The sequence below is a fragment of the Streptomyces sp. NPDC048506 genome, assembly GCF_040651315.1.
Lineage (GTDB): Bacteria > Actinomycetota > Actinomycetes > Streptomycetales > Streptomycetaceae > Streptomyces.
Genome location: NZ_JBEZIX010000078.1, coordinates 1 through 22,445, shown reverse-complemented (window position 1 = coordinate 22,445; position 22,445 = coordinate 1). Strand labels below are relative to the sequence as shown.

Genomic DNA, 22,445 nt, shown 5'->3' with positions numbered 1-22,445 from the left:
GTGACGGTTCATAGGGTCGCCGCATGACGACATCGGGCAGCGCAGTGGTGGTCGGGGCGAGCGGGCAGATCGGGCGGGCGGCGGTGCGCGCCCTGGCGCGGGACGGCTGGCGGGTGCGGGCGGCGTCCCGGCGCGGCGGACGGGACGGTTCATGGCCCAGGGACGTCCGTACGGTGGCGATGGACCGCGAGGACGACCAGGCGCTGGCCGCACTGGTCGGCGACGGGTGTGACGTCCTGGTGGACTGTGTGGCCTACGGTGCCGCGCACGCCCGGCAGTTGACCGCGCTGGCGGACCGGATCGGTTCGGCCGTGGTGATCTCCAGTGGGGCGGTCTACGAGGACGGCCACGGGCGGAGCTTCAGGACGCAGGACGAGCCGGACGGCTCCCCGGTCTATCCAGTGCCCCTTGGGGAGTCCCAGCGGACCGTGCCGCCCGGGGACGACGACTACACCACACGCAAGGTCGCCCTGGAACGGGCACTGCTGGCGGCGGGCGACCGGCTGCCGGTGACGCTGCTGCGGGCCGGCGCCGTCCACGGCCCGTACAGCGTGCTCCCCCGCGAGCTGTACTTCGTCAAGCGGGTGCTGGACGGCCGCCGGGTGCGGGTGCTGGCGCACGGCGGGCGGAGCCGCTTCCAGCCGACCCACGTCGACAACCTGGCGGAGCAGATCCGGTTGGCGGCCGGTCGGCCGGGGTCGCGGGTGCTCAACTCCGGGGATCCGCAGGCGCCGACGGTCGCCGAGATCGCGGTCGCGGTGGACGCCGCGATGGGGGCGCCGGCCAGTGAGATCGTGACGGTGGAGGGCGCTCCCCCGTCGTCCGGCGTCGGCGAGACCCCGTGGTCGCTGCGGCACCCGATGGTCTACGACATGGCCGCCGCGGAGCGCGAGCTGGGCTACCGCGCGGTGACCACGTACGAGGACTCGCTGCCGGGAACGGTGGCGTGGCTGGTCGACCGGATCAAGGGCCGCGACTGGCAGGAGGCGTTCCCGACGATGGCGTCGTACTACCCGGAGGAGAAGCTCTTCGGGTATGCGGCGGAGGACCGTTGGCTGGCCGGGCGGGACGAGCGGGGATGATGCTCCGCGCAGGCCCTTCGCGCGGAGGACCGCCGCGCGCGAATTCCGGTCGCGGAGTGCGCCGCCCGCCCCGTAGCTTGATCACCATGAAGCGAGGGATACGAGGGTGCCGACGGTGAGTGCCCGGCTGCGCGGCATGGCGCAGGAGACGGAGCGGATCGTGGCGGCGGGTGCGTACCGCGCACCGAGCGGACGGCTGGTGGAGATCGCGGAGGCGGTCGAACGGGCACGCTCCGGGACCCGGATGTACGGGCCGGAGCCGGTGGCGGTGGGGGCGCCCCGGGCCACCGCCGGCGCGACGGTGTTCGAGGTGACGGGGGAGGGCAGTCTCACGGCGGGCCGGCGGCTGGCGGAGGCGGGCGGTGGGCCGCTCGCGGTGCTGAACTTCGCCTCGGCCCGCAATCCCGGCGGCGGCTATCTCAACGGCGCACAGGCCCAGGAGGAGGCGCTGTGCCGCGGGTCGGCGCTCTACACCTGTGTGCGTCAGGCACCGGAGTTCTATGCGGCACACCGGGCCGAGCCGAGTCCGTTCTACAGCGACCGGGTGATCCTCTCCCCCGGTGTGCCGGTGTTCCGGGACGACCGGGGCACGCTGCTCGAAGTCCCCTACGAGGCCGGGTTCTTGACGGCCGCGGCGCCCAATGCGGGGGTGATCGCCCGGCAGCGGCCGGCCGAGGTCGGACGGGTGCCGGCGGCGCTGGCGGCGCGTGCGGAGCGGGTACTGGAGGTCGCGGCGGCCGGCGGGCACCGTCACCTGGTGCTCGGCGCGTGGGGCTGCGGGGTGTTCCGCAACGAACCGGCCGACGTGGCAGGGGCGTTCGCCACCGCTCTGCTCGGTACCGGGCGGTTCGCGGGCTGGTTCGACCGGGTCGTGTTCGCGGTGCTGGACCGTCAGGAGGACTCCCCGACCAGGGCCGCATTCCGTGAGGTGTTCCCGGCGTGAGGCGACGGGAGTGCGGAGGACAAAGTCCCCGCACGCGACGTACGGCCGGCTGACTGGACGGGGCGGCCGGGATGCCGAAGGCGTTCCGGCCGCCCCGTCGTGTTGTCACTGCCGGGGTGTCACCGCGCGGCCGGGAGGTCCGCGGCGGCCTTGGCGGCGGCCTTGGCCGTCGGCTTGGTCGGCTGCGGAGTGGCGTGCGGGGCGCAGGTCACGTCCGCCGCGTCGACCTTGCCGTCGACGAAGTACGCGTCGACCCGGTCGTTGATGCAGGGGTTGACCTGGCCGGTGACGCCGTGCGATCCGGCGTTCCGCTCGGTGATCAGGCGGGAACCCGCGAAGCGCTTGTGCAGCTCGACGGCGCCGGGGTACGGCGTCGCCGCGTCACGGGTGCTCTGGACGATCAGCACGCTCGGCAGGCCCTTGCCGGTCGTGACCTCGACCGGGCGCTGCTGCTTGACCGGCCAGGTGGCGCAGGGCAGGTTCATCCAGGCGTTGGACCAGGTCATGAACGGCGCCTGCTGGTGGATGCGGGTGTTGTCCCGGTCCCACTTCCGCCAGCTGGTGGGCCACTTGGTGTCGGTGCACTCGACGGCCGTGTAGACCGCGTTGCCGTTCTCCGCCGCGATGTTGCCGGCGGTGTCCTTGAGGTGCGGCCCGGCGTTCTCCACCAGCGGCTTGCTGTCGCCGGCGAGGTAGGCGCTCCAGACCCCGGCGACCTCGGCCCACATGGAGTCGTAGTACGGCGCGTTCTGGAAGAAGCCGGTCAGCTCGGCGGGGCCGACGACGCCGCCGATCGGGTCCTTCTTGGCGGTCGCCCGGAGCTTCTCCCAGGCGGCCTGGACCTTCGCGGAGGTGTTGCCGATGTGGTACGTGGCGTCGTTCTTGGCGACCCACTTCTTCCAGTCGCCCCAGCGGGTCTCGAAGGCGATGTCCTGGTCGAGGTTGGCCTGGTACCAGACCTTCTCGCGGGCCGGGTCGACGACGCTGTCGACGAGCATCCGGCGGACGTGGTTCGGGAAGAGCGTGCCGTAGACGGCGCCCAGGTAGGTGCCGTAGGAGACGCCGAGGTAGTTGAGCTTCTTGTCACCGAGCGCGGCGCGGATCACGTCCAGGTCGCGTGCGGTGTTCGCGGTCGTCATGTACGGCAGGAGGCCGCCGCTGCGCTCGGCGCAGCCCAGCGCGTACTCCTTGGCGAGCTTGCGCTGGGCGCGCTTGTCGGCCTCGTTGTCCGGCACCGGGTCGGCCTTGGGGGCCTTGACGAACTCCTGCGGGTCCATGCAGGAGATCGGCGCGGAGTGGCCCACCCCGCGCGGGTCGAAGCCGACGAAGTCGTACGCCTTGGCGGTCTTGGCCCACAGCGGGTTCTTGGTGGTGATGCGGGTGGGGAACCTCATGCCCGAACCACCGGGACCACCGGGGTTGTAGACGAGGGAGCCCTGCCGCTCCTGCTTGCTTCCGGTGCTGACGGCCCGGTCCACGGCGATCTTGATGGTCCGGCCGTTGGGGCGGGCGTAGTCGACCGGGACGGTGACGTAACCGCACTGGACGGGCGCCTTCATGCCCCAGTCGGCGGGGCAGTCCTGCCAGTCGATGCCCTTCTTGGCCGCGCGTGCGGCGGCGGTCTGTACCCCGCGCGCTTCGGCCGTTCCGCTCTTCGGGTGCTCGCCCGCACTGGCGGGCGTGGCGGCTATCGCTCCGGTGAGGAGCGCGCCGGTCACCAGGGTGCCGGCGGCGCCGAGCGCTGCTGTTCTTCTCACGTGGTGGTTTCCCCCTGCTCGATTGCCACTTGTGGCGGCGTTGATCACAGGCCTACAGGGCGATCCTGTCGTGTGCTGTCCCCTCCTGAACAGGTTTGACCCGCAATTCTTTACCAAGCTGTAGGTTTTCGGTTCCGTCGGACTCCGCGCGGGAAACGGCCGGAGATCGCGGGCGGAACCCCTGTGATTCGGCCAAGCCGTGCGGACAGCGGCGCGCGGTGTTGCGCGGCCCCCATCGCAGCGTCGGGATTCTCAACGTACGGCGGGCAAAGGCCAGTTGACGAGGGAAGACGCGGCGCACGGCCGAACCCGCGGGCCCGGCCGCGACCGGCCGGCGGACGGGCCGCAGCCGGCTGCGTTGGCCACCACAGCGCCTTGGAGGGGCGAGATTTCGTCAATTGCACCAGACCTGCCCAGGAGGCATGTGCCACCCGCACACCTTCAGTAACCTTCCGTGAAGGCTCTCCCACGCACCGCCACAAAGGGAGGGCTTCGGCGTTTTCGCACCCCGTCCCCTGCCGCCGCGAAGGAGCTCCGAAGTGCCGGGTATCGATCAGGTGTTGTCCCAGGCGATGGAGATCCCGGGCGTCCTGGGGGCCGGACTGATCGACTGGACCAGCGGCCTGACGCTCGGCACGGCCGGACGGGCACCGCACGGCGATCACGACACGGCCGCCGCGGACACCGCCGACGTCGTGCAGGCCCTGGCGCGCAACGCCACCTTCGACACCACGGGTACCACCGGTCCGGCGCTTGAGGACCTCATCATCACGGCCGCCGGCAGCTACCACCTGATCCGCTTCGTGCACACCGCCTTCGACAGCCAGACCTACCTCTACCTCTGGCTGGACCGGGCGCAGGCCAATCTCGCCGTCGCCCGGCTGCGGCTGCGTGATCTGGCGGCGGAGCTGGTCACCTCCTGACCGCCGCGGCTCCGCCCCTCGCACGAAGCACGAACGGTTAGGGAACCAGCCATGGGCCTGCCCATATCCCCCCGCCCGCCCACGCCGGGCGGGCTGCTCGACCGGCTCGCCGCCGAGCGCGTCACCGGCGCCCTCCGCAGCCCGCACGCTTGCTTCTACCTTCTCGACGGCGCGGTCACCTGCGTCGAGGGCGCCGCCGCGCCGGGGCTGGGCGTACGGCTCACCGCGGCCGGCAAGGTGCCACCTCAGGGCTGGCGGGACGCCGCCGAGACGGCGGGGCGGCAGCGGCGGGGCGGCCAGTTCCTGGTCAGCGAGGGCTGGTTGACCCAGAGCGAGTTGGAGATCTGCCATCTCGCGGCGCTCCTCGACGCGGCCTTCTTCGCGCTGCCGCTGCCGCCGGAGGCCACCTCCTTCACCCCGGGCACCGGGCACTGGCTGGGCGTCGTCCGCCCCATCAGCGCCACCGCCCTGCTGCGGGCGACCGACCGCCGTCGCGCCCTGCTGGACCGGCTGCACCCCTGGGCGGCGGCCGACACCACACCCGTCGTTCCGGTGGCCCCACCCGGCGAGGTCCCCACCACGAGCCGGCAGCGGCGGCTGCTGGGCCGTGCCGACGGCCGGCACACCCCGTACGAACTCGCCCGTGCGCTGGGCCAGTCCGCGTTCATGACGCTGCTGGACGTCCGCCGGCTCGCCGCGGTCGGGCTGGTCCGGATGCCGCCGGCGCACGCCCTGCCCCGGCGGCTGCCTGGAGCGAGCCTTCAGGCTCCTTCGCCGTCCGCCGCCGAACGCCGTATCCCGGCCTGGCGACTCCCGGTACCGGACATCCCCGCTACCGCCGATCCGGACGTCGCCCTCCTAGTCCGACTGCGCAGGGCGCTGGAGGAGAACCTGTGAACCGTTGCGATCGACGATCGTGCACCGCATGAGGCGCGCCATCAGACGGCGTACCACGAGAAGGAGACTGATGACGATAGAGCCCCGGCTACGGGACGAACTGCTGACGCTGCGCGGTCAGGTGCGGCACTTCCAGGGCGGCATGGTGGCGAGCGCCGACGGCATGGTCATCGCCCACGACCTGCCGGACATCGAGCCGGACGGTCTCGCCGCGCTCACCGCCGCGGCCATCGGCGTCGCCAAGCGCCTCACCGAGGCGACCGGGCAGGGCGGCTTCGAGGAGTCCCTGACGCGCGGCACCGGTGGCTACATCGCGGCCTACGCGGCCGGCCGCCGCGCGGTTCTCACGGCCGTGGCCGGCCCGGACACCAACGTGGGACGGCTCCATCTGGAGGCCCGGCGGGCGGCCGAACGCATCGGCGCGCTGGTCGATGCGCCACCGCCGCAGTGAACGGCCATCCATAGCCCAACCGGGTGCGCTCACCGCACGGCACGACCACCTGTCACACCGAAACACCATCGAAGAACCGAAAGGTCTGAACCTCTCATGGCTCATATGGAATCCGCTCTCGCCGAGGCGATGTCGACCATCGACGGCGCCATAGGCGTCGCCCTCGTCGACTACACCAGCGGCATGGCGCTGGCCACCCTCGGCGACAGCCACGGACTGGACCTCAACATCGCCGCCGCCGGCAACACCGACGTCGTCCGCGCGAAGATGCGCACCATGGAGATGCTGGAACTCCAGGGCGCCATCGAGGACATGCTGATCACCCTGACCGCGCAGTACCACATCATCCGCCCGGTCACCGGCAAGGGCGGCAACGGGCTCTTCCTCTACCTGGTGCTGGACCGCAAGCGCGCCAACCTCGCCCTGGCACGCCACCGGCTGGGCCGACTGGAAGCCGAACTGGAGGTGTGAGGCTCACCCGGCGGCGGTCCTCCGGGCGGCCCCGTCGGCCCCGTCGGCCACGCCGGCCGCGTGGGCTGCGTGGCCTGTGTGGTTCTCGTAGGCCTCGTGGGTCTCGTAGGCCTCGTCCAGCAGGCGCCGCAGCCGCAGCGCGTCCGGGGCGACCACCGTGGCCAGCGCCGCGGGGCCGGCGAGCGGCGCCAGGACGCCGGTCCCCCGGCCCGGGCCGGTGCCCTCGCCGGGCCGTTCGCCCGGTGCGTCGCCGAGCAGCCGCGCCTCGGCCGGCTCCTCCTCGAAGTCCGGGTCCACGACGAGGAGTTGGCCGACGGCACGGTTGCCGCCCAGGACGGCGGAGGTGTCCCAGCCGGGGACGCCGGGTCCGTACGCCGTCTCCTGGTCGAGCAGGGTGCGGCCGGCGCGGCGCACGGTGAGCCGGCTGCGCAGCGCTCCGGGCTGTTCGCCGCTGCGCCCCAGGACCTGCTCCTCACGCAGTACCAGGCGGGCGGTGGGGGCCAGTTCGACGGTTGTGGTCATCCGCAGGTCGCTGCCCGCGGCCGAGATCAGCGGCTCCGGCAGCCAGTACAGCCGCGCGCCGTCGCCGACCGTCAGCCGCACGTCGTACGTGGCGGGTGCGGCGGTGCGGCCGGGCAGCGCGACAGTTGCCGCGGCGGCCGTCACAGACAGCCAAGCGCCCGCCTCCGCGGTGGCCTCGATGCCCAGCCGGTCGCCGCCGAGCGGAGCGCTCATGGCGCCCACCACACAGACCGCGGCCCGGCCGGCGGCCGCACGGACCCGGCGCAGGGCGAGCGGGCCGTCGCCGTCGAGAACCGGCAGCCGGGTGGTGCCGTACGCATCGACCCGGGCGAGGATGCGGGCGGTGGCGCGCAGACCGGTGGCCGCGGGCTCGGCGGCCGGTGGCCGCACGGACTGTGGGGACGGAGCGAGGGTCATGCCGCCCCCGCGGTCCACTCCGCCAGCCGGGCACGGACCCAGTCCGACACCGGCCGGACGCCGTTCTCCGACTTCAGCGCGGTGAAGGCGACGGGGAGGCCGCCGCGCTGTGCCTTGGCGTCGCGCGCCATGCCGTCCAGGTCGACGCCCACGTAGGGGGCGAGGTCGGTCTTGTTGATGACGAGCAGGTCGGCGGTGGTCACGCCGGGGCCGCCCTTGCGCGGGATGTCGTCGCCGCCCGCCACGTCGATGACGAAGATCTGGGCGTCGACCAGGCCCTTGGAGAAGGTCGCGGTGAGGTTGTCGCCACCGGACTCCACCAGGACCAGGTCCAGCGGGCCCACCGCGTCCTCCAGGTCCTCCACCGCCTCCAGGTTGGCGGAGATGTCGTCGCGGATCGCGGTGTGCGGACAGGCCCCGGTCTCCACCGCCGCGATCCGCTCGGGCGGCAGCACCGCCTCGCGGAGCAGGAACTCGGCGTCCTCGCGGGTGTAGATGTCGTTGGTGACGACGGCGATGGACAGCTCGTCGCGCAGCGCGCGGCAGAGCGCGGCGACGGTGGCCGTCTTGCCGGTGCCGACCGGGCCGCCCAGACCGATGCGCAGGGCGCGCCGGACGCCGTCGTGGCGTACCGGAGCGGCGGCGCTGTAGGTGTGGCGCTCGGGGAAGGTGTCCTGGTGGTCGAGGTGCATGGTCAGCTCCGGTGGGTCGTACCGCCGCCGGTGGGCGGCGCGGGGTCCGGCGGGGGCCGGACGGGGTCAGGAGGCGAAGAGGCGTACCGGCCAGGCCGCGTGCTGTGCGGCGGTGATGTCGAGCAGCGGCGCGGAGGCGGCGGGCAGGGCGTCGACTCCTTCGGCGCCGACGCGCGCCGCGGCCTCGGCGCCCTGCTGCGCGACCCGTTCGAGGTCGGCGGCCAGACGGGCGAGCACGGCGGTGGCGTCGAAGGGGTCCAGGCTGAGCAGCCGGACGGCCGCGGTGGCCGGGCCGCTGATGTTCTCGTACGCCACCGCGTGTGCGGCGTCGAGCGGATCCAGACCGGCGGACCGGGCGGTCAGTCCCAGCACGACGGGCTGGTGCGCACCGCGCGGGCGGGCCGCGGCGAGCGCGTCGAGGGCGGGGCTCGGCCAGGTGGCGCGGGCCGCCCGCATCATCTGCCGGCCGAGCCGCCTGGCGACCTGCCGGAGCGCCGGCACGGGCGTCCGGGCGTCGGCGGCGTCGTCCAGGAGGAGCGGGTCGTGGCCGGCCGCGGCCGCGGCGGCGAGCCCCGCCGCGACCAGTCCGGCGGTGTGCAGCCGGCCCCGGCAGAAGGCCTCCAGGGTGGCGGCGTCCGTGATGCGCCCCGCGGCGACGGCCGGTTCGGCGCCGCCCGAGTGGGCGTGCCCTCCGGCGGGGAACCGGCCGTCGGCGAGGACCAGCAGCGCTGCGCGGCTCATCGGCGGTCCCGGCTGTTCATCGGTGGTGTCATGGCGGCGCGTCAGAAGAGGAAGTAGCGCTGGGCCATGGGCAGTTCGCGCGCCGGGTGGGGCTCGACCGGCTCGCCGTCGATGGTCACCGTGAAGGTGTCGGGGTCGACCTGGACGCGCGGCAGGGCGTCGTTGTTGCGCATGTCGGCCTTGGTGACACCGCGGGTGCTGCGGATCGCCTCGTACGGTTTCGCCAGCGGCAGGCGCCCGGGGAGGTCGTCCTCGATGGCCTGCTGGGAGACGAAGTTGACCGAGTTGCTGCCGGGGGCCCTGCCGGTGGCGCCGAACATCGGGCGGGGCAGGACCGGCTGCGGGGTGGGGATGGAGGCGTTGGCGTCGCCCATCTGCGCGTAGGCGATCTGGCCGCCCTTGATGACCAGCTGCGGTTTGACGCCGAAGAACGCCGGGTCCCACAGGACGAGGTCGGCGAGCTTGCCGCCCTCGACGGAGCCGACGAGGTGGTCGATGCCCTGGGCGACGGCCGCGTTGATGGTGTACTTCGCGACGTAGCGGCGGGCCCGGTGGTTGTCCGCGCCGCCGTCGCCGGGCAGCGCGCCGCGGCGCCGCTTCATGACGTGCGCGGTCTGCCAGGTGCGCAGCACGACCTCGCCGATCCGGCCCATGGCCTGGGCGTCGGAGGACATGATCGAGATGGCGCCGAGGTCGTGCAGGATGTCCTCGGCGGCGATGGTGGAGGGCCGGATCCGGGACTCGGCGAAGGCCAGGTCCTCGGGGACGGCCGGGTTGAGGTGGTGACAGACCATCAGCATGTCGAGGTGCTCCTCGACGGTGTTGACGGTGTGCGGCCGCGTGGGGTTGGTGGACGCCGGCAGCACGTTCGGCTCGGAGACCATCGCGATCATGTCGGGGGCGTGGCCGCCGCCGGCGCCCTCGACATGGAAGGCGTGGATGGAGCGGCCTGCGATGGCGGCGATGGTGTCGCCGAGGAAGCCGGCCTCGTTGAGGGTGTCGGTGTGGATCGCGAGCTGGGCGCCGCTCTCCTCGCAGACGCTCAGGCAGGCGTCGAGGACGGCGGGGGTGGCGCCCCAGTCCTCGTGGATCTTGAAGCCGAGGACCCCGGCCCGCAGCTGGTCGCGCATCGAGGCGAGGGAGGTGGTGTTGCCCTTGCCCAGCAGTCCGACGTTGACCGGCAGGGAGTCCATCGACTCGAACATCCGGGCCACGTGCCAGGCGCCGGGGGTGATGGTGGTGGCCTTGCTGCCCTCGGCCGGTCCGGTGCCGCCGCCGACGAGGGTGGTCACTCCGGAGGCCAGCGCCTCGTCCGCCTGCTGGGGGCAGATGAAGTGGACGTGGGTGTCGATGGCGCCGGCGGTGAGGATCTTGCCGTTGCCGGCGATGATCTCGGTCTCCGGGCCGATGACCAGGTCGGGGTGGACGCCGTCCATGGTGTCGGGGTTGCCCGCCTTGCCCAGGGCGGTGATCCGGCCGTCGCGGATGCCGACGTCGGCCTTGACGATGCCCCAGTGGTCGAGCACGACGGCACCGGTGATCACGGTGTCGGGGGCGCCCTCGGCGCGGGTGGTGCGGGACTGGCCCATCGATTCGCGGATCACCTTGCCACCGCCGAAGACGACCTCGTCACCGGCCCGGCCGGGCCCGCCCGAGCGGTCCTCGGTGATCTCGATGACCAGGTCGGTGTCGGCGAGCCTGATCCGGTCGCCGGCGGTCGGGCCGAAGAGGTCGGCGTACGCCTGACGGGTCAGCTCAGCCATCGAGGGTGCCTCCGGTCTCGCCGCGCAGGCCCGCGACGATCCGCTTGCCCGCGAGGGGGACCAGCTCGACCTCGGTGGGGATGCCGGGCTCGAAGCGCACGGCCGAACCGGCCGCGACGTTGAGCCGCTTGCCGTGCGCGGCCGCGCGGTCGAAGTCGAGGCCGGGGTTGGCCTCGGCGAAGTGGTAGTGGGAGCCGACCTGGACGGGGCGGTCGGCGGCGTTGAGGACGGTCATGCGCGTGACGGGAAGGCCTTCGTTGAGGCGTACCGGCTCGTCGGCGTAGAGGATCTGTCCCGGGATCATCTTCTGCTCTCCCGCGGTCAGTTGATGGGTTCGTGAACGGTGACGAGCTTGGTGCCGTCGGGGAAGGTGGCCTCGACCTGTACGTCGTGGATCATCTCGGGCACGCCCTCCATCACCTCGTCGCGGGCGAGGACCTTGCGGCCGGAGGACATGAGCTCGGCGACGGTACGGCCGTCCCGGGCGCCTTCGAGAATGTGCACGGTCAGCAGCGCAATGGACTCCGGGTGGTTCAGCTTCAGCCCGCGAGCCCGTCGCTTTTCGGCCACATCTGCCGCCACATGAATCATCAATCGCTCTTGTTCATGCGGGGTCAGTTGCATACGTTCCACCTCACAGTCTTCACCGCCCGGGACGCATCTTCCCAGGTCACAGGCGTGGACACACCCGTGACGATAGATGTATCACGCACTATTTAAAGGGGGAGCAAACCGACTTCCAGCACTTGGCTATCAAGAACCCCACGGATGGAGGCTAGTTCGGCGGGATTTCGGCGACGTTACATCCAGGGCCCCGCCGACACCCCTTTCCGCGGCCCAGGTAACACGGCGCCACCCCCGCCCGTTACCGCACGGAAATCCGCATCCCGGAATCGCCACACAGGTCGCGCACACCCGGCCGCGCACCGAAACGCCTGGCGCATTCCGCCCCCCAACCATGCGTCAGGGCCGAGGATCGGGCGGCGTAACACAACGTCAAATCCTCACCGATCGCCACATATGACCCATGTCCCGCTCTGCGAACACAGCAGTCCGATATGCGCTCTTGACGATTCGTAAAGTGATCGCAATCCTCATGGGCGCGTCAAATCGCTCCGCACCAACCCCCCACACCAGTATCGGAGCCTTACTGTGTCTCGCTCTACACGAATACGCCGGGCCGCGCTCGCCACCGGCACGGTCGCCGCCCTGGCGGCCACCCTCTTCACCGCGGCCGGCGCCCACGCCGACCCCGCGCCGGCCGCCGCCCCGGACATCGACGTCAAGGCCGTCAAGGCCGATCTGGACCAGCTCCAGTCGATCGCCGACGCCAACGGCGGCAACCGCGCCCACGGACAGCCGGGCCACAAGGCGTCCGTCGACTTCATCAAGGGCAAGCTGGACCAGGCCGGATTCACCACCAAGGTCCAGGAGTTCGACAACAACGGCGCCAAGGGCTACAACCTCGTCGCCGACTGGCCGGGCGGCGACGAGGGCAAGACCGTGATGGTCGGCGCCCACGTGGACTCGGTCGACGCGGGCCCCGGCATCAACGACAACGGCTCCGGCTCGGCCGGCATCCTGGAGGTCGCCCTGGCGGTCGCCAAGTCGAACCTCAAGCCCGCCAAGCACCTTCGGTTCGCCTGGTTCGGCGACGAAGAGGACGGCATGGTCGGCTCGCGGCACTACGTCGACAGCCTCGGCGCCGACACCTCGAAGATCGACTCGTATCTGAACTTCGACATGATCGGCTCGCCGAACCCGGGCTACTTCGTCTACGACGACGACGCCCGCCTGGAGAAGGTGTTCAAGGACTGGTTCGCCAGCAAGAACATCGCCACCGAGAAGGAGACCGAGGGCGACGGCCGCTCGGACCACGCCCCCTTCAAGGACGCCGGCATCGCGGTCGGCGGCCTCTTCTCCGGCGCGGACTACATCAAGACCGAGGAGCAGGCGAAGAACTGGGGCGGCGAGGCGGGCAAGGCGTTCGACGCCTGCTACCACCAGTCCTGCGACACCTCGAAGAACATCGACGACAAGGCGCTGGACAACAACACCGACGCCATCGCCAACGCCGTGTGGCAGCTCAGCTCCTGAGCCGACTGCCCACTCGCACGGTCAGCGCCCGCTGACCGTCACCTCTCCCGACCCGGTCGCCGATCCCCGGCGGCCGGGTCGCGGTGTTCCGCGGCGATCCCGAACCGCCGCCGTTCGCCCGGAGCGGACGACAGCTGCCGCACGGTCGAGACCGTGCTGATCACCTGCTCGTCCTCCGCGCCTTGCTCGCGCCGCCCCAGCTCTTCGAGAAGTTGCAGGTCAGCGGCGGACACCAGCGCCACCAGCGGCTTGCCGTGCCGGGTGACGACCACCCGCTCACCGCCGTAGACGACGCGGTTGATCAGATCCGCCAGCTCCGCCCGGGCTTGCGTCACCGGAATTTCATAGGCCATGCTCCCATTCTAACGGGATGTACATCCTGTACATTTTTTACAGAGGAGAGGGGCAGCCATGCTGCAACCGACGGCCCGCTACGTCCTGCCGGAGTTCACCGAGCGCACCTCCCAGGGCACGCGCACCATGGACCCGTATTCGAAGCTGCTCAGCGAGCGGATCGTCTTCCTGGGCACCCCGATCGACGACACCGCGGCCAACGACGTCATGGCGCAGCTCATCCACCTCGAACACGCCGCGCCCGAACGGGACATCTCGCTCTACATCAACTCCCCCGGCGGCTCGTTCACCGCGATGACCGCCATCTACGACACGATGCGCTACGTGTCCTGCGATGTGGAGACGGTCTGCCTCGGCCAGGCCGCCTCCGCCGCCGCGGTGCTGCTGGCCGCCGGCACCCCGGGCAAGCGGCTGGCGCTGCCCGGCGCCCGGGTCCTGATCCACCAGCCGTCGCTCAGCGAACCGGTCCAGGGCCAGGCCACCGATCTACAGATCCAGGCGCAGGAGCTGCTGCGCACCCGGGACAAGCTGGAGGAGATGCTGGCGCTGCACACCGGGCAGCCCCGCGAGCGGATCGCCGCCGACATCGAGCGCGACCGGATCTTCGACGCCCCCGCCGCCCAGGAGTACGGCCTGATCGACGGGCTCACCCGCAACCGCAAGCAGTCGGCCGTCCGCCCCGTGGCCGGGTGAGCCGGATGCTGCCGCCCGAACCACCACCGCTGCCCGCCCTGACGCGCGCCGAGGGCCAGCTGATCGACTGCTACCTGGAGGTGGTCGACCTGCTGGGCCGGATCAACCCGGCGCGCAGCGGCCACACCTACAGCGGTCTGCGCGCAGCCCAGGCACTGGTCGGCAAGGCCGCCGAACTGCGCGACGCGCTGACGTTGATGCACAACCGGGGGGAGAACGAGTTCCACCGCGACACGTTGGCACGGGCGTTGCGGGTACTGGACGGTGAGCGCCGGGCCGGACTGGTGACGGTGCCGCCGGACGACACGATCTGATCCGACACGCGCACCGGGCTGCCCGGACGGCGTAGCGTCCACGCCTGTTGTAAAGGGGCCACGAATTGCGCGGAACCGACCACATTCCCCTGCCCCTTGATGTTTCGCCCCAGGTCCGGGGGTCGCGACACACGGCCCTCGGCCACCCGAAGCCCTAAGTGTCACCATTTGGGCTAAATATGACCCATCTCACATACGGCATTTTCAACTCGGAATTCGGGTGGCGGGTGCGTGACGATCCCTTCGACGACAAGACCCCGTCACCACGACGGGGCGGTCCGGACGGGCGCCCAATCCCGCCGCCGTACCGGACGTCAGGTCGACGACGTGGATCGGCGGGAGCGGAGGACCCGAGCAGGACGGGGTCCGGGCCTCATGGCCGACGGACTCCTTGGGGTGAAGCCGTACGCACGGCCGGGCATCTTCGCCTGCCCGAACCCGACAGGTCTCCCTTCGCAGGCGGCTGACGAAGGGTTGCGCATGACCATGCGCATGCACACGCCGAACCTGCTGGCGCGCGCCGGCACCGTCTCCGCCCTGACCCTGGCCACCCTCGGCGGGACCGCCCTCGCCCCGGGAACCACCACGGACGCCGAAGCCGTGTCCGTCTCCGTCCAGGCGCTGCGGATCGCGGCCTCCAAGCGGGGCTCCCCCTACGAGTACGGCGCCCAGGGACCGTACCGGTTCGACTGCTCGGGGCTCACGCTCTACTCGTTCAAACGCGCCGGCCGGGCCCTACCACGCAGCGCCGCCGCACAGTACGGCCACACCCGGCACATCCCCGCCTCCGCCCGCCAACGCGGCGACCTGGTCTTCTTCTACTCGGGCAGCGGCATCTACCACGTCGGCATCTACGCCGGCCACGGCCGGATCTGGCATGCGCCCAAGACCGGCGACGTGGTGCGCATGGAGAAGATCTGGACCCGCGCCGTCCGGTACGGACGGGTGCTCTGAAAGCGATGGAGACCCGGCGGCCTCCGTGCTGTGATGGCGCGATGCAGCACGATGCGTCGATGCTCGTGGACCGGGGACAGTACCCGGATGCCATCGCGCCCTGGGCGCAAGGAGCCTGGCGCGATACCGCCCTGGGCTGGGCCGAGCGCGAGCTCGCTGCTCGCGGCCTGCGCGAAACAGCAGGACGCAGCGTCCGGCTACGACCGTGGTCCGTCCTGGTGCGGATGCCCGTCGCAGGTCACACCGCCGTCTGGTTCAAGGCCAATCCGCCCGCCGGCGCATTCGAGGCGGCGCTCACCGCCGCACTGTCCCGCTGGGTCCCGGAACACGTACTCGAACCCCTCGCCGTCGACGTCGACCAGGGGTGGTCATTGCTTCCCGACGGCGGTGACCTCTTCAGGGCAGTGCTCGACCGTGCCCCCGCCGACCCACGCGCCTGGGAAGAGCCGCTGCGCCAGTACGCGCACATGCAGCGCGCGCTGACCCCGTACGCCACGGAGATCGAACTGCTCGGCGTCCCCAGCGCACGAACGGCCGCCCTCCCCGACGCCTTCGACGAGGCATCGCGGCGAACACCGCACTGGTGCCGGACGCTCGCGCCCGGCTGCACGCGCTGCGGCCGCGCCTGGTGGACTGGTGCACGGAGCTGGCCGAACTGGGCATCGCCGACTCGCTCGACCATGCCGACCTGCACGACGGTCAACTGTTCCACCCCGAGGCGGGTCGATTCACGTTCTTCGACTGGGGCGACGCCGCCGTCTCCCATCCCTTCTGTAGCTTCCTCGTCCCCGCCCGGACAGCCCGCGAGCGCTACGGCCCCGAGGCGCTGCCCCGGCTGCGGGACGCCTACCTGGAACCCTGGACGGGAAACGGTCGGACGGCGGCAGAACTGCGACACGCGGTGACCCTGGCAGGGCGACTCGGCGCCACCAGCCGCGCCCGCTCCTGGGGCCGCCTCTTCCCCACGGCATCCGACACCGCAGCGACAACCACCGCCGCAGAAAGCGCCAGATGGCTGCTGGAACTCCTCGGGGAACCACCGCTCTAGGTCGGTCGGCCCGGCTCCCCCGAATACGGCCACGCGGAAGCACCCCGCCTGGCAAGATACCCCCATGTCGAACGTTTCATCGATTACTTTGGCAGGCGTGGGGGAAGTCCTTCAAGAGATCGGCATGGTGCCGCCCGAGAAGGTGCAGAACGTCCTTGACGAGTACGCCAACCATGCACACGACAGGCTGACCCCCTACGGCGTCGCCGGCGCGCTCGAAGAGTTCGACGTGGCGGTCTCGGTCCACGCCGACGACATCGACGACCTGGAACAGGACTACACAAGCCTCCTGGAAGACGCGGCCGCACTGACCCACGGCGCGGTCACCGTCAGCAACGTCCGCCTGCACGAAGGGGAAGAGATCGGCGGATCCCGCGACGACATCCTGGAGTTCGAACGGAACGGCCGGCTCGTCGCCATCTCGGCCGAACACTTCGGGGACCGCTATGAGTACTTCGACCAAGACGCGGCCATCAACGCCATCGACGAGCTCTCCCCCGACGACGACCCCCGCGCATTCCACCTCGTCGACTTCGAACGCGAACCGAACCACGGCTACGACAGCATCATGGTCCTCGCCACACCCGAGCAGGCGAAGGCACTTGAGGAGAACCTCGGCCTGACGCTCATGTAGCGCGCCCCGAACGTAACCCGCCGACGGGCACCCCCCGTCCACCGCACACACGACCCCCCAGGCTCACCCCCACCGAGCATCTCCACCCACTCACGGGAGGAGACGGGCCAAAAACGCGGGGAAAGCGCCGGCCGCCGGGCCACGGCGGCAAAGCCAAAAACGGGGGGGGCAGCCAAGCGCAGCGAAAGGTTCCTGCACCACCCCGTCAACACACCGTGACCTTCCACGGCATCGTGATCCAGACGGTCTTCCCGCCGGCGGCCGTGGGGACGACCGAGAGGCGTCCGCCGGCCTCCGCCGCCAGGTAGCGGATGATGGCCATGCCCCGGCCGTTGTCCTGCTGCACCGCGGCGGGCAGCCGGCGGGGTCGGCGGGGGTGGCTGTCGGTGACCCCGACCCGTAGCACCTCGTCGCGGTCGAGCCGCAGCTCGATGGTGAACGTCGGGGACTGCCCCAAGGTGTGCTGAACGGCGTTGGTCGCGAGTTCGGAGACGATCAGACGGATGGAGTCGGCGGTGTCGGAGTCGCCCGGCAGGCCCCATTCGGCGAGCACCGACAGGGTGTGTCTTCGGGCGAGGAGTACCGAGGCCGGGGCGCTCGGCAGAGTGAGTGAGGATTCATGGTGGTCTGCCATCGCGAGGCTGTCCCTTTCCCACCGAGCCCCGGCTCCGGCCCTGACCTGGGAAGGTCGTGACCCGGGAGTCGGGATGCCGCACGGAATGCCGATGCGACCTCGGACTTCTGCTGTGCGCCAGACTGCCACCCATGCTGCCGGTGTGATGCCGGATCCACCAACACATACAGATATCTATCGCTCGATGCGGTGAACTCTGCTACGCGAGACCGGATTTGAGGGCAAACCGGACGCGGCGGGTCCGGTGGCGGCCGGACCCGTTGTCGCTTCAGCCGGTCGGTGCCGTGGCCACGATCGTCCCGACCGCCCGATCGAGCTGGCCGTCCGTCAGGTCCGCGCGGGCGGTGAGCCGCAGCCGGGAGATCCCGTCGGGTACGGACGGCGGCCGGAAACAGCCGACCGCGAGCCCGGCGGCACGGCACTCGGCGGCCCAGCGGACCGCGGCCTCCGGTGACGGGGCGCGCACCGAGACCACCGCGGCGTCCGGCCGCACCGCCGCCAGGCCCGCCGCGGTGAGCCGCTCGTACAGCTCGCGCGCGATTCGTCCGGCGCGGGCGGCGCGCTGCGGCTCCCGGTCGAGCAGCCGGAGCGCCGCGAGCGCGCCACCGACCGCCGCCGGGGCGAGGCCGGTGTCGAAGATGAACGACCGGGCGGTGTTGACCAGGTGCTCGATGACCCGGGCCGGGCCCAGCACCGCACCGCCCTGGGAGCCCAGCGACTTGGAGAGCGTCACCGTGGCCACCACATCGGCGTCACCGGCCAGTCCGGCCGCCCACAGCGCACCGCGCCCCCCGTCCCCCAGGACACCCAGACCGTGTGCGTCGTCGACCAGCAGCGCGGCGCCCCGGGTCCGGCAGGCCGCGGCGAGCGCCGGGAGCGGCGCCGCGTCGCCGTCGACCGAGAACACCGAGTCGGTGACGGCGAGCGCCCGGCCCTCGTGGCCGGTCAGCGCGGCGCGCACGGCCTCCGGGTCGGCGTGCGGAGCGACGTGCGTCCGGGCCCGGGAGAGCCGGCAGCCGTCGATGAGGGAGGCGTGGTTACCGGCGTCGGAGACCACCAGCGCGCCGGGAGCGGTGAGCGCGGTGACCGCGGCGAGGTTCGCCGCATAGCCGGACGACAGCACCAAAGCGGCCTCGAAGCCGCAGAACGCGGCGAGTTCCGTCTCCAGTCGGGCGTGCAGCTCGGTGCTGCCGGTGACCAGGCGGGAGCCGGTTGCGCCCGCTCCCCAGCGGTGCGCCGCCTCGGCGGCCCCGTGGGTGACCTCGGGGTGTCGGGCGAGTCCGAGGTAGTCATTGCTGGCGAGATCGAGGAGGGTGGAGTCGGCGGGCCTGGGGCGCAGGACGCGGACCAGGCCGGCCCGTTGGCGCTCGGCGCGCGCCGCGTCGATCCAGTCGAAGGCCGCGCCGTAAAGCTGCCGGGAGGGAGGGGCGCCGTCCGACGGCGGGGCGGAGTGCGGGGCCGAGGGCACCGTGGGCGGGGCGTCGCGGAGCAGCGGTGGGGCGGAGTCCTGCGGCATCGGCGTCCTTCGTCTGTCGGCCTCGATTGTGGGCTGTCGATAGACGTTAGCGGTCGTTCCGCACGCCCACAGTGTGGCGATACACACACCCCGATCTCCGCGCGTTGTGGGAATCCTCCTTGGCCCGGGACGGTGACGTAGTCCAGGATCATCGCCATGGACCTGCTGAACGCATTGGTGGAAAAGGGACTGCGGCGCGAGTTGCCGACCCGTGAAGAGGCGCTGGCCGTGCTGGCGACGTCCGATGACGAACTGCTCGACGTCGTGGCCGCGGCCGGAAAGGTACGCCGCCAGTGGTTCGGGCGGCGGGTCAAGCTCAACTACCTCGTCAACCTCAAGTCGGGCCTGTGCCCCGAGGACTGCTCGTACTGCTCCCAGCGGCTGGGCTCGAAGGCCGAGATCCTCAAGTACACCTGGCTGAAGCCCGATGAGGCCTCCCAGGCGGCCGCGGCCGGGGTGGCCGGCGGCGCCAAGCGGGTCTGCCTGGTGGCCAGCGGCCGCGGCCCCACCGACAAGGACGTGGACCGGGTCTCGGAGACCATCTCCGCCATCAAGGAGCAGAACGAGGGCGTGGAGGTGTGCGCCTGCCTGGGTCTGCTCTCGGACGGCCAGGCCGAGCGGCTGCGCGCGGCGGGTGCCGATGCGTACAACCACAACCTCAACACGTCGGAAGCCACCTACGGCGACATCTGCTCCACGCACGACTTCTCCGACCGGGTCTCCACCGTGCAGCAGGCCCAGGCGGCGGGCATGTCCGCCTGCTCCGGGCTGATCGCCGGGATGGGCGAGAGCGACGCCGACCTGGTCGACGTGGTCTTCGCGCTGCGCGACCTGGACCCCGACTCCGTCCCGGTCAACTTCCTGATCCCGTTCGAGGGCACCCCGCTCGCCAAGGAGTGGAACCTCACCCCGCAGCGCGCGCTGCGCATCCTGGCGATGGTCCGGTTCGTCTGCCCGGACATCGAGGTGCGGCTGGCCGGCGGCCGCGAGGTCCATCTGCGCAGCCTCCAGCCGCTCGCCCTGCACCTGGTCAACTCCATCTTCCTGGGGGACTATCTGACCAGCGAGGGCCAGGCCGGCAAGGACGACCTGGCGATGATCGCGGACGCCGGCTTCGAGGTCGAGGACACGGACACCACGACACTGCCCGAGCACCGCCGTGCGGGCTGCGGTGGCGCGGACGCCGAAGCCGCCACCGCCGGGGACGCCGAGGCGCCGACCGCCGCCGCCCCGTCCGAGGAAGCCCGCCGCGACCTGGTCGCGGTGCGCCGTCGCGGCGCCGGCACCGACCTCCCGCCCAATGCCTGAGCCGCTCGGGCCCGGCGATCTGCTGGCGCTCGACCGGCAGCACGTGTGGCACCCGTACGCGCCGATGCCCGGTACGGCCGCACCGCTGCTGGTCGAGTCGGCGTCCGGCGTCCGGCTCCGGCTGGCCGAACCGGCCGAGGGCCGGGACGAGTTGGTGGACGGCATGTCCTCCTGGTGGTCGGCGGTGCACGGCTACAACCACCCGGTGCTCAACGACGCGGCGCGCGGCCAGCTGGAGCGGATGAGCCATGTGATGTTCGGCGGGCTCACCCACGAGCCCGCCGTCCGACTGGTGAAGCGGCTGGTGGACATCACCCCCGAGCCGCTCCAGCACGTCTTCCTCGCCGACTCCGGATCGGTGTCGGTCGAGGTCGCCGTCAAGATGTGCCTCCAGTACTGGCGCTCGCTGGGAAAGCCCGCCAAACAGCGGCTGTTGACCTGGCGGGGCGGCTACCACGGCGACACCTGGCAGCCGATGTCGGTGTGCGATCCGGACGGCGGGATGCACGAACTGTGGCAGGGGGTGCTGCCCCGGCAGATCTTCGCGGACCCGCCGCCGGCCGGCTTCGACGCGGCGCCCGACGAGGCGTACGCGGCGCACCTGCGCGAGCTGATCGGCCGGCACGCCGAGGAGCTGGCCGCGGTGATCGTGGAGCCCGTGGTGCAGGGCGCGGGCGGGATGTCGTTCCACTCGCCCGGGTATCTGCGGGTGCTGCGGGAGGCCTGCGACGCCCACGACGTGCTGCTCGTCTTCGACGAGATCGCCACCGGTTTCGGCCGGACGGGCGCCCTCTTCGCCGCCGAGCACGCCGGTGTCGCACCCGATGTGATGTGCCTCGGCAAGGCGCTGACCGGCGGCTACCTCACCCTGGCGGCGACGCTGTGCACGGCGGCCGTCGCGGACGGCATCTCCCGCGGCGAGTTGCCGGTGCTGGCGCACGGCCCGACCTTCATGGGCAACCCGCTCGCCACCGCCGTCGCCGAGGCGTCGATCGAGCTGCTGCTCTCCCAGGACTGGGCGCAGGAGGTCAAACGGATCGAGGCCGGCCTGCGGGCGGGGCTGGCGCCGGCCCGGAACACCCCGGGCGTACGCGAGGTACGGGTGCTGGGCGCGATCGGTGTGGTCCAGCTCGACCACGCGGTGGACATGGCGGCCGCGACCCGGGCGGCGGTCCGGGAGGGCGTGTGGCTGCGCCCGTTCCGGGATCTGATCTACACCATGCCGCCGTACATCACCGGTGACGACGATGTGGCACGGATCTGTGCCGCGGTGTGTGCCGCGGCGCGCGAGGGCTGACAGGAAGCGGGGAGCGAGAACATGGCGGTGCTGTTCGTCACGGGCACGGGCACGGAGATCGGCAAGACGGTGACCACGGCCGCGATCGCCGCGGTGGCGCTCGCCGAGGGCCGTTCGGTGGCGGTGCTCAAACCGGCTCAGACCGGCGTCGCGGCACACGAGCCCGGCGATGCGGCGGAGGTCGAGCGGCTGGCCGGCGCGGTGACCACCCTCGAACTCGCCCGCTACCCCGAGCCGTTGGCGCCCGCCACGGCCGCGGCGCGGGCGGGCCTGCCGACGGTGGGCCCCCAGGAGATCGCCGAGGCGGCCGCCAAGTTGGCCGCCTCGCACGATCTGGTGCTGGTGGAGGGCGCGGGCGGGCTGCTGGTCCGCTTCGACGCGGAGGGCCACACCCTCGCGGACGCCGCCCGGCTGGCGGCCGCGCCGGTCCTGGTGGTCGTCCAGGCCGGCCTCGGCACCCTCAACACCACCGCACTGACCGCGCTGGCCCTGCGCCAGTACGGGCTCGACTCCCCCGGCGTGGTCGTCGGCAGCTGGCCGGCCGAGCCCGACCTGGCAGCGCGCTGCAACCTGGCCGACCTCCCGCAGGCCGCGGGCGCCCCCCTCCTCGGCCGGATCCCCGAGGGCGCCGGCACCCTCCCCCCGACCACCTTCCGCACGGCGGCGGCGGGGTGGCTTTCTGGGCCGTTGGGGTAACCCTTGGTTGGCCCTCCCACGTTTTTGGCTTTCCCGCCGTGGCCTTGGCGGCCGGCGCTCGCCCCACGTTTTTGGCTTTCCCGCCGTGTGTCGTCTCGCCGTTGCGCCTGCGGCGGGCGTGGGTTGTCGGGCGCGGTGACGGTCCTCCGGGGCAGGGGTGTGGGACTGCTTCGCTTTACGTCCCACACCCCTGCCCCTCCGACCCGTCCCCTCCCGTGAGTGGGGGTGACTGATCCTGGGG

Annotated in this window: 24 protein-coding genes, 1 pseudogene and 1 riboswitch; of the genes and pseudogenes, 15 read left to right on the top strand and 10 right to left on the bottom strand. The window is 71.9% G+C overall.

The features are described from left to right. The first annotated feature begins 23 nt into the window (after positions 1-23). Both AB0C96_RS39805 and AB0C96_RS39800 read left to right on the top strand, forming a co-directional pair. A complete protein-coding gene (locus AB0C96_RS39805) occupies positions 24-1,082 on the top strand; it encodes an NAD-dependent epimerase/dehydratase family protein (protein ID WP_362924793.1) in 1,059 nt (352 codons plus the stop codon). Positions 1,083-1,197: 115 nt separating this feature from the next. Continuing rightward, on the top strand, positions 1,198-2,025 hold the full coding sequence (locus AB0C96_RS39800) for a TIGR02452 family protein (protein WP_362924819.1): 828 nt from the start codon (positions 1,198-1,200) through the stop codon (positions 2,023-2,025). Positions 2,026-2,144: 119 nt separating this feature from the next. Here the strand turns inward: AB0C96_RS39800 and AB0C96_RS39795 are convergent, their stop codons facing one another. Continuing rightward, positions 2,145-3,782 (bottom strand): alpha/beta hydrolase, encoded by a 1,638-nt coding sequence (locus tag AB0C96_RS39795; protein ID WP_362924791.1) that lies wholly within the window; start codon positions 3,780-3,782, stop codon positions 2,145-2,147. Between the two features lie 539 nt (positions 3,783-4,321). Here AB0C96_RS39795 and AB0C96_RS39790 point away from each other — a divergent pair. The 4 genes from AB0C96_RS39790 to AB0C96_RS39775 all read left to right on the top strand — a co-directional run bounded on the left by AB0C96_RS39790 (position 4,322) and on the right by AB0C96_RS39775 (position 6,524). Further along, a complete protein-coding gene (locus tag AB0C96_RS39790) occupies positions 4,322-4,705 on the top strand; it encodes a hypothetical protein (RefSeq protein ID WP_362924789.1) in 384 nt (127 codons plus the stop codon). Positions 4,706-4,756: 51 nt separating this feature from the next. Then, a complete protein-coding gene (locus tag AB0C96_RS39785) occupies positions 4,757-5,602 on the top strand; it encodes a hypothetical protein (RefSeq protein ID WP_362924788.1) in 846 nt (281 codons plus the stop codon). 70 nt (positions 5,603-5,672) lie between these two features. Then, complete coding sequence (locus tag AB0C96_RS39780) at positions 5,673-6,053, top strand: roadblock/LC7 domain-containing protein (RefSeq protein ID WP_362924786.1); 381 nt, start codon at positions 5,673-5,675, stop codon at positions 6,051-6,053. Between the two features lie 96 nt (positions 6,054-6,149). Continuing rightward, positions 6,150-6,524 carry a hypothetical protein gene (locus AB0C96_RS39775; protein WP_362924784.1) on the top strand — a complete coding sequence of 125 codons (375 nt, stop codon included), beginning with the start codon at positions 6,150-6,152 and terminating at the stop codon, positions 6,522-6,524. 3 nt (positions 6,525-6,527) lie between these two features. Here AB0C96_RS39775 and AB0C96_RS39770 read toward each other — a convergent pair whose 3' ends face one another. The 6 genes from AB0C96_RS39770 to AB0C96_RS39745 form a co-directional block, all read right to left on the bottom strand. Next, positions 6,528-7,463 (bottom strand): urease accessory protein UreD, encoded by a 936-nt coding sequence (locus AB0C96_RS39770; RefSeq protein ID WP_362924782.1) that lies wholly within the window; start codon positions 7,461-7,463, stop codon positions 6,528-6,530. Further along, a complete protein-coding gene (ureG, locus tag AB0C96_RS39765) occupies positions 7,460-8,155 on the bottom strand; it encodes an urease accessory protein UreG (RefSeq protein ID WP_362924781.1) in 696 nt (231 codons plus the stop codon). Before ureG ends, AB0C96_RS39770 begins: the two co-directional genes overlap by 4 nt. 66 nt (positions 8,156-8,221) lie before the next feature. After that, the gene (locus AB0C96_RS39760; RefSeq protein WP_362924780.1) at positions 8,222-8,896 is read right to left on the bottom strand and encodes an urease accessory UreF family protein; all 675 of its coding nucleotides are present in this window, start codon (positions 8,894-8,896) and stop codon (positions 8,222-8,224) included. Between the two features lie 41 nt (positions 8,897-8,937). Beyond that, entirely contained in the window at positions 8,938-10,659 is a 1,722-nt protein-coding gene (locus tag AB0C96_RS39755) for an urease subunit alpha (protein WP_362924778.1), read from the bottom strand. Continuing rightward, positions 10,652-10,963 carry an urease subunit beta gene (locus AB0C96_RS39750; RefSeq protein WP_362924776.1) on the bottom strand — a complete coding sequence of 104 codons (312 nt, stop codon included), beginning with the start codon at positions 10,961-10,963 and terminating at the stop codon, positions 10,652-10,654. The genes AB0C96_RS39755 and AB0C96_RS39750 overlap by 8 nt, the downstream gene beginning before the upstream one ends. Before the next feature lie 17 nt (positions 10,964-10,980). Continuing rightward, positions 10,981-11,283, bottom strand: coding sequence for an urease subunit gamma (locus AB0C96_RS39745; protein ID WP_362924774.1), 303 nt, complete (start codon positions 11,281-11,283; stop codon positions 10,981-10,983). Positions 11,284-11,811: 528 nt separating this feature from the next. Here AB0C96_RS39745 and AB0C96_RS39740 point away from each other — a divergent pair. Further along, positions 11,812-12,756, top strand: coding sequence for a M28 family metallopeptidase (locus AB0C96_RS39740; RefSeq protein ID WP_362924772.1), 945 nt, complete (start codon positions 11,812-11,814; stop codon positions 12,754-12,756). Positions 12,757-12,794: 38 nt separating this feature from the next. Here AB0C96_RS39740 and AB0C96_RS39735 read toward each other — a convergent pair whose 3' ends face one another. Continuing rightward, the gene (locus tag AB0C96_RS39735; protein ID WP_362924770.1) at positions 12,795-13,109 is read right to left on the bottom strand and encodes a type II toxin-antitoxin system Phd/YefM family antitoxin; all 315 of its coding nucleotides are present in this window, start codon (positions 13,107-13,109) and stop codon (positions 12,795-12,797) included. 58 nt (positions 13,110-13,167) lie between these two features. Between AB0C96_RS39735 and AB0C96_RS39730 the strand changes: the two genes are divergently transcribed. The 5 genes and pseudogenes from AB0C96_RS39730 to AB0C96_RS39710 all read left to right on the top strand — a co-directional run bounded on the left by AB0C96_RS39730 (position 13,168) and on the right by AB0C96_RS39710 (position 16,753). Further along, complete coding sequence (locus tag AB0C96_RS39730) at positions 13,168-13,803, top strand: ATP-dependent Clp protease proteolytic subunit (RefSeq protein ID WP_362924769.1); 636 nt, start codon at positions 13,168-13,170, stop codon at positions 13,801-13,803. A gap of 5 nt (positions 13,804-13,808) precedes the next feature. Then, the gene (locus AB0C96_RS39725) at positions 13,809-14,117 is read left to right on the top strand and encodes a hypothetical protein (RefSeq protein ID WP_362924767.1); all 309 of its coding nucleotides are present in this window, start codon (positions 13,809-13,811) and stop codon (positions 14,115-14,117) included. A gap of 302 nt (positions 14,118-14,419) precedes the next feature. Beyond that, a riboswitch (cyclic di-AMP (ydaO/yuaA leader) is annotated at positions 14,420-14,594 on the top strand. A gap of 3 nt (positions 14,595-14,597) precedes the next feature. After that, positions 14,598-15,071 (top strand): NlpC/P60 family protein, encoded by a 474-nt coding sequence (locus tag AB0C96_RS39720; RefSeq protein WP_362924766.1) that lies wholly within the window; start codon positions 14,598-14,600, stop codon positions 15,069-15,071. 41 nt (positions 15,072-15,112) lie between these two features. Next, a pseudogene (locus AB0C96_RS39715) lies at positions 15,113-16,119 on the top strand (aminoglycoside phosphotransferase family protein). 97 nt (positions 16,120-16,216) lie between these two features. Continuing rightward, a complete protein-coding gene (locus AB0C96_RS39710; protein ID WP_362924764.1) occupies positions 16,217-16,753 on the top strand; it encodes a hypothetical protein in 537 nt (178 codons plus the stop codon). 205 nt (positions 16,754-16,958) lie between these two features. Here AB0C96_RS39710 and AB0C96_RS39705 read toward each other — a convergent pair whose 3' ends face one another. Together AB0C96_RS39705 and AB0C96_RS39700 are read right to left on the bottom strand one after the other, a co-directional pair. Next, positions 16,959-17,387 (bottom strand): ATP-binding protein, encoded by a 429-nt coding sequence (locus AB0C96_RS39705; protein ID WP_362924762.1) that lies wholly within the window; start codon positions 17,385-17,387, stop codon positions 16,959-16,961. A gap of 268 nt (positions 17,388-17,655) precedes the next feature. Beyond that, positions 17,656-18,903, bottom strand: a complete 1,248-nt coding sequence (locus AB0C96_RS39700) for an 8-amino-7-oxononanoate synthase (RefSeq protein WP_362924761.1) — start codon at positions 18,901-18,903, stop codon at positions 17,656-17,658. A 156-nt stretch (positions 18,904-19,059) separates the two neighbouring features. On the opposite strand from AB0C96_RS39700, the gene bioB reads away from it, so the two are divergent. The 3 genes from bioB to bioD are packed head-to-tail and all read left to right on the top strand — an operon-like array spanning position 19,060 to position 22,204. Then, complete coding sequence (gene bioB / locus AB0C96_RS39695; RefSeq protein WP_362924759.1) at positions 19,060-20,211, top strand: biotin synthase BioB; 1,152 nt, start codon at positions 19,060-19,062, stop codon at positions 20,209-20,211. Next, a complete protein-coding gene (locus tag AB0C96_RS39690) occupies positions 20,204-21,508 on the top strand; it encodes an adenosylmethionine--8-amino-7-oxononanoate transaminase (RefSeq protein ID WP_362924757.1) in 1,305 nt (434 codons plus the stop codon). Before bioB ends, AB0C96_RS39690 begins: the two co-directional genes overlap by 8 nt. 21 nt (positions 21,509-21,529) lie before the next feature. After that, entirely contained in the window at positions 21,530-22,204 is a 675-nt protein-coding gene (bioD, locus tag AB0C96_RS39685) for a dethiobiotin synthase (protein WP_362924755.1), read from the top strand. Positions 22,205-22,445 lie beyond the last annotated feature (241 nt).

Excerpts from the sequence above, each read along its gene's own strand:
- AB0C96_RS39705 (WP_362924762.1), bottom strand. The coding sequence starts at position 17,387 with ATGGCAGACCACCATGAATCCTCACTCACTCTGCCGAGCGCCCCGGCC.
- AB0C96_RS39745 (WP_362924774.1), bottom strand. The coding sequence starts at position 11,283 with ATGCAACTGACCCCGCATGAACAAGAGCGATTGATGATTCATGTGGCG.
- bioD (WP_362924755.1), top strand. The coding sequence starts at position 21,530 with ATGGCGGTGCTGTTCGTCACGGGCACGGGCACGGAGATCGGCAAGACG.
- ureG (WP_362924781.1), bottom strand. The coding sequence starts at position 8,155 with ATGCACCTCGACCACCAGGACACCTTCCCCGAGCGCCACACCTACAGC.
- AB0C96_RS39730 (WP_362924769.1), top strand. The coding sequence starts at position 13,168 with ATGCTGCAACCGACGGCCCGCTACGTCCTGCCGGAGTTCACCGAGCGC.
- AB0C96_RS39775 (WP_362924784.1), top strand. The coding sequence starts at position 6,150 with ATGGCTCATATGGAATCCGCTCTCGCCGAGGCGATGTCGACCATCGAC.
- AB0C96_RS39720 (WP_362924766.1), top strand. The coding sequence starts at position 14,598 with ATGACCATGCGCATGCACACGCCGAACCTGCTGGCGCGCGCCGGCACC.
- AB0C96_RS39755 (WP_362924778.1), bottom strand. The coding sequence starts at position 10,659 with ATGGCTGAGCTGACCCGTCAGGCGTACGCCGACCTCTTCGGCCCGACC.
- AB0C96_RS39770 (WP_362924782.1), bottom strand. The coding sequence starts at position 7,463 with ATGACCCTCGCTCCGTCCCCACAGTCCGTGCGGCCACCGGCCGCCGAG.
- AB0C96_RS39735 (WP_362924770.1), bottom strand. The coding sequence starts at position 13,109 with ATGGCCTATGAAATTCCGGTGACGCAAGCCCGGGCGGAGCTGGCGGAT.
- AB0C96_RS39805 (WP_362924793.1), top strand. The coding sequence starts at position 24 with ATGACGACATCGGGCAGCGCAGTGGTGGTCGGGGCGAGCGGGCAGATC.
- AB0C96_RS39700 (WP_362924761.1), bottom strand. The coding sequence starts at position 18,903 with ATGCCGCAGGACTCCGCCCCACCGCTGCTCCGCGACGCCCCGCCCACG.
- AB0C96_RS39750 (WP_362924776.1), bottom strand. The coding sequence starts at position 10,963 with ATGATCCCGGGACAGATCCTCTACGCCGACGAGCCGGTACGCCTCAAC.
- AB0C96_RS39780 (WP_362924786.1), top strand. The coding sequence starts at position 5,673 with ATGACGATAGAGCCCCGGCTACGGGACGAACTGCTGACGCTGCGCGGT.
- bioB (WP_362924759.1), top strand. The coding sequence starts at position 19,060 with ATGGACCTGCTGAACGCATTGGTGGAAAAGGGACTGCGGCGCGAGTTG.
- AB0C96_RS39690 (WP_362924757.1), top strand. The coding sequence starts at position 20,204 with ATGCCTGAGCCGCTCGGGCCCGGCGATCTGCTGGCGCTCGACCGGCAG.
- AB0C96_RS39785 (WP_362924788.1), top strand. The coding sequence starts at position 4,757 with ATGGGCCTGCCCATATCCCCCCGCCCGCCCACGCCGGGCGGGCTGCTC.
- AB0C96_RS39760 (WP_362924780.1), bottom strand. The coding sequence starts at position 8,896 with ATGAGCCGCGCAGCGCTGCTGGTCCTCGCCGACGGCCGGTTCCCCGCC.
- AB0C96_RS39725 (WP_362924767.1), top strand. The coding sequence starts at position 13,809 with ATGCTGCCGCCCGAACCACCACCGCTGCCCGCCCTGACGCGCGCCGAG.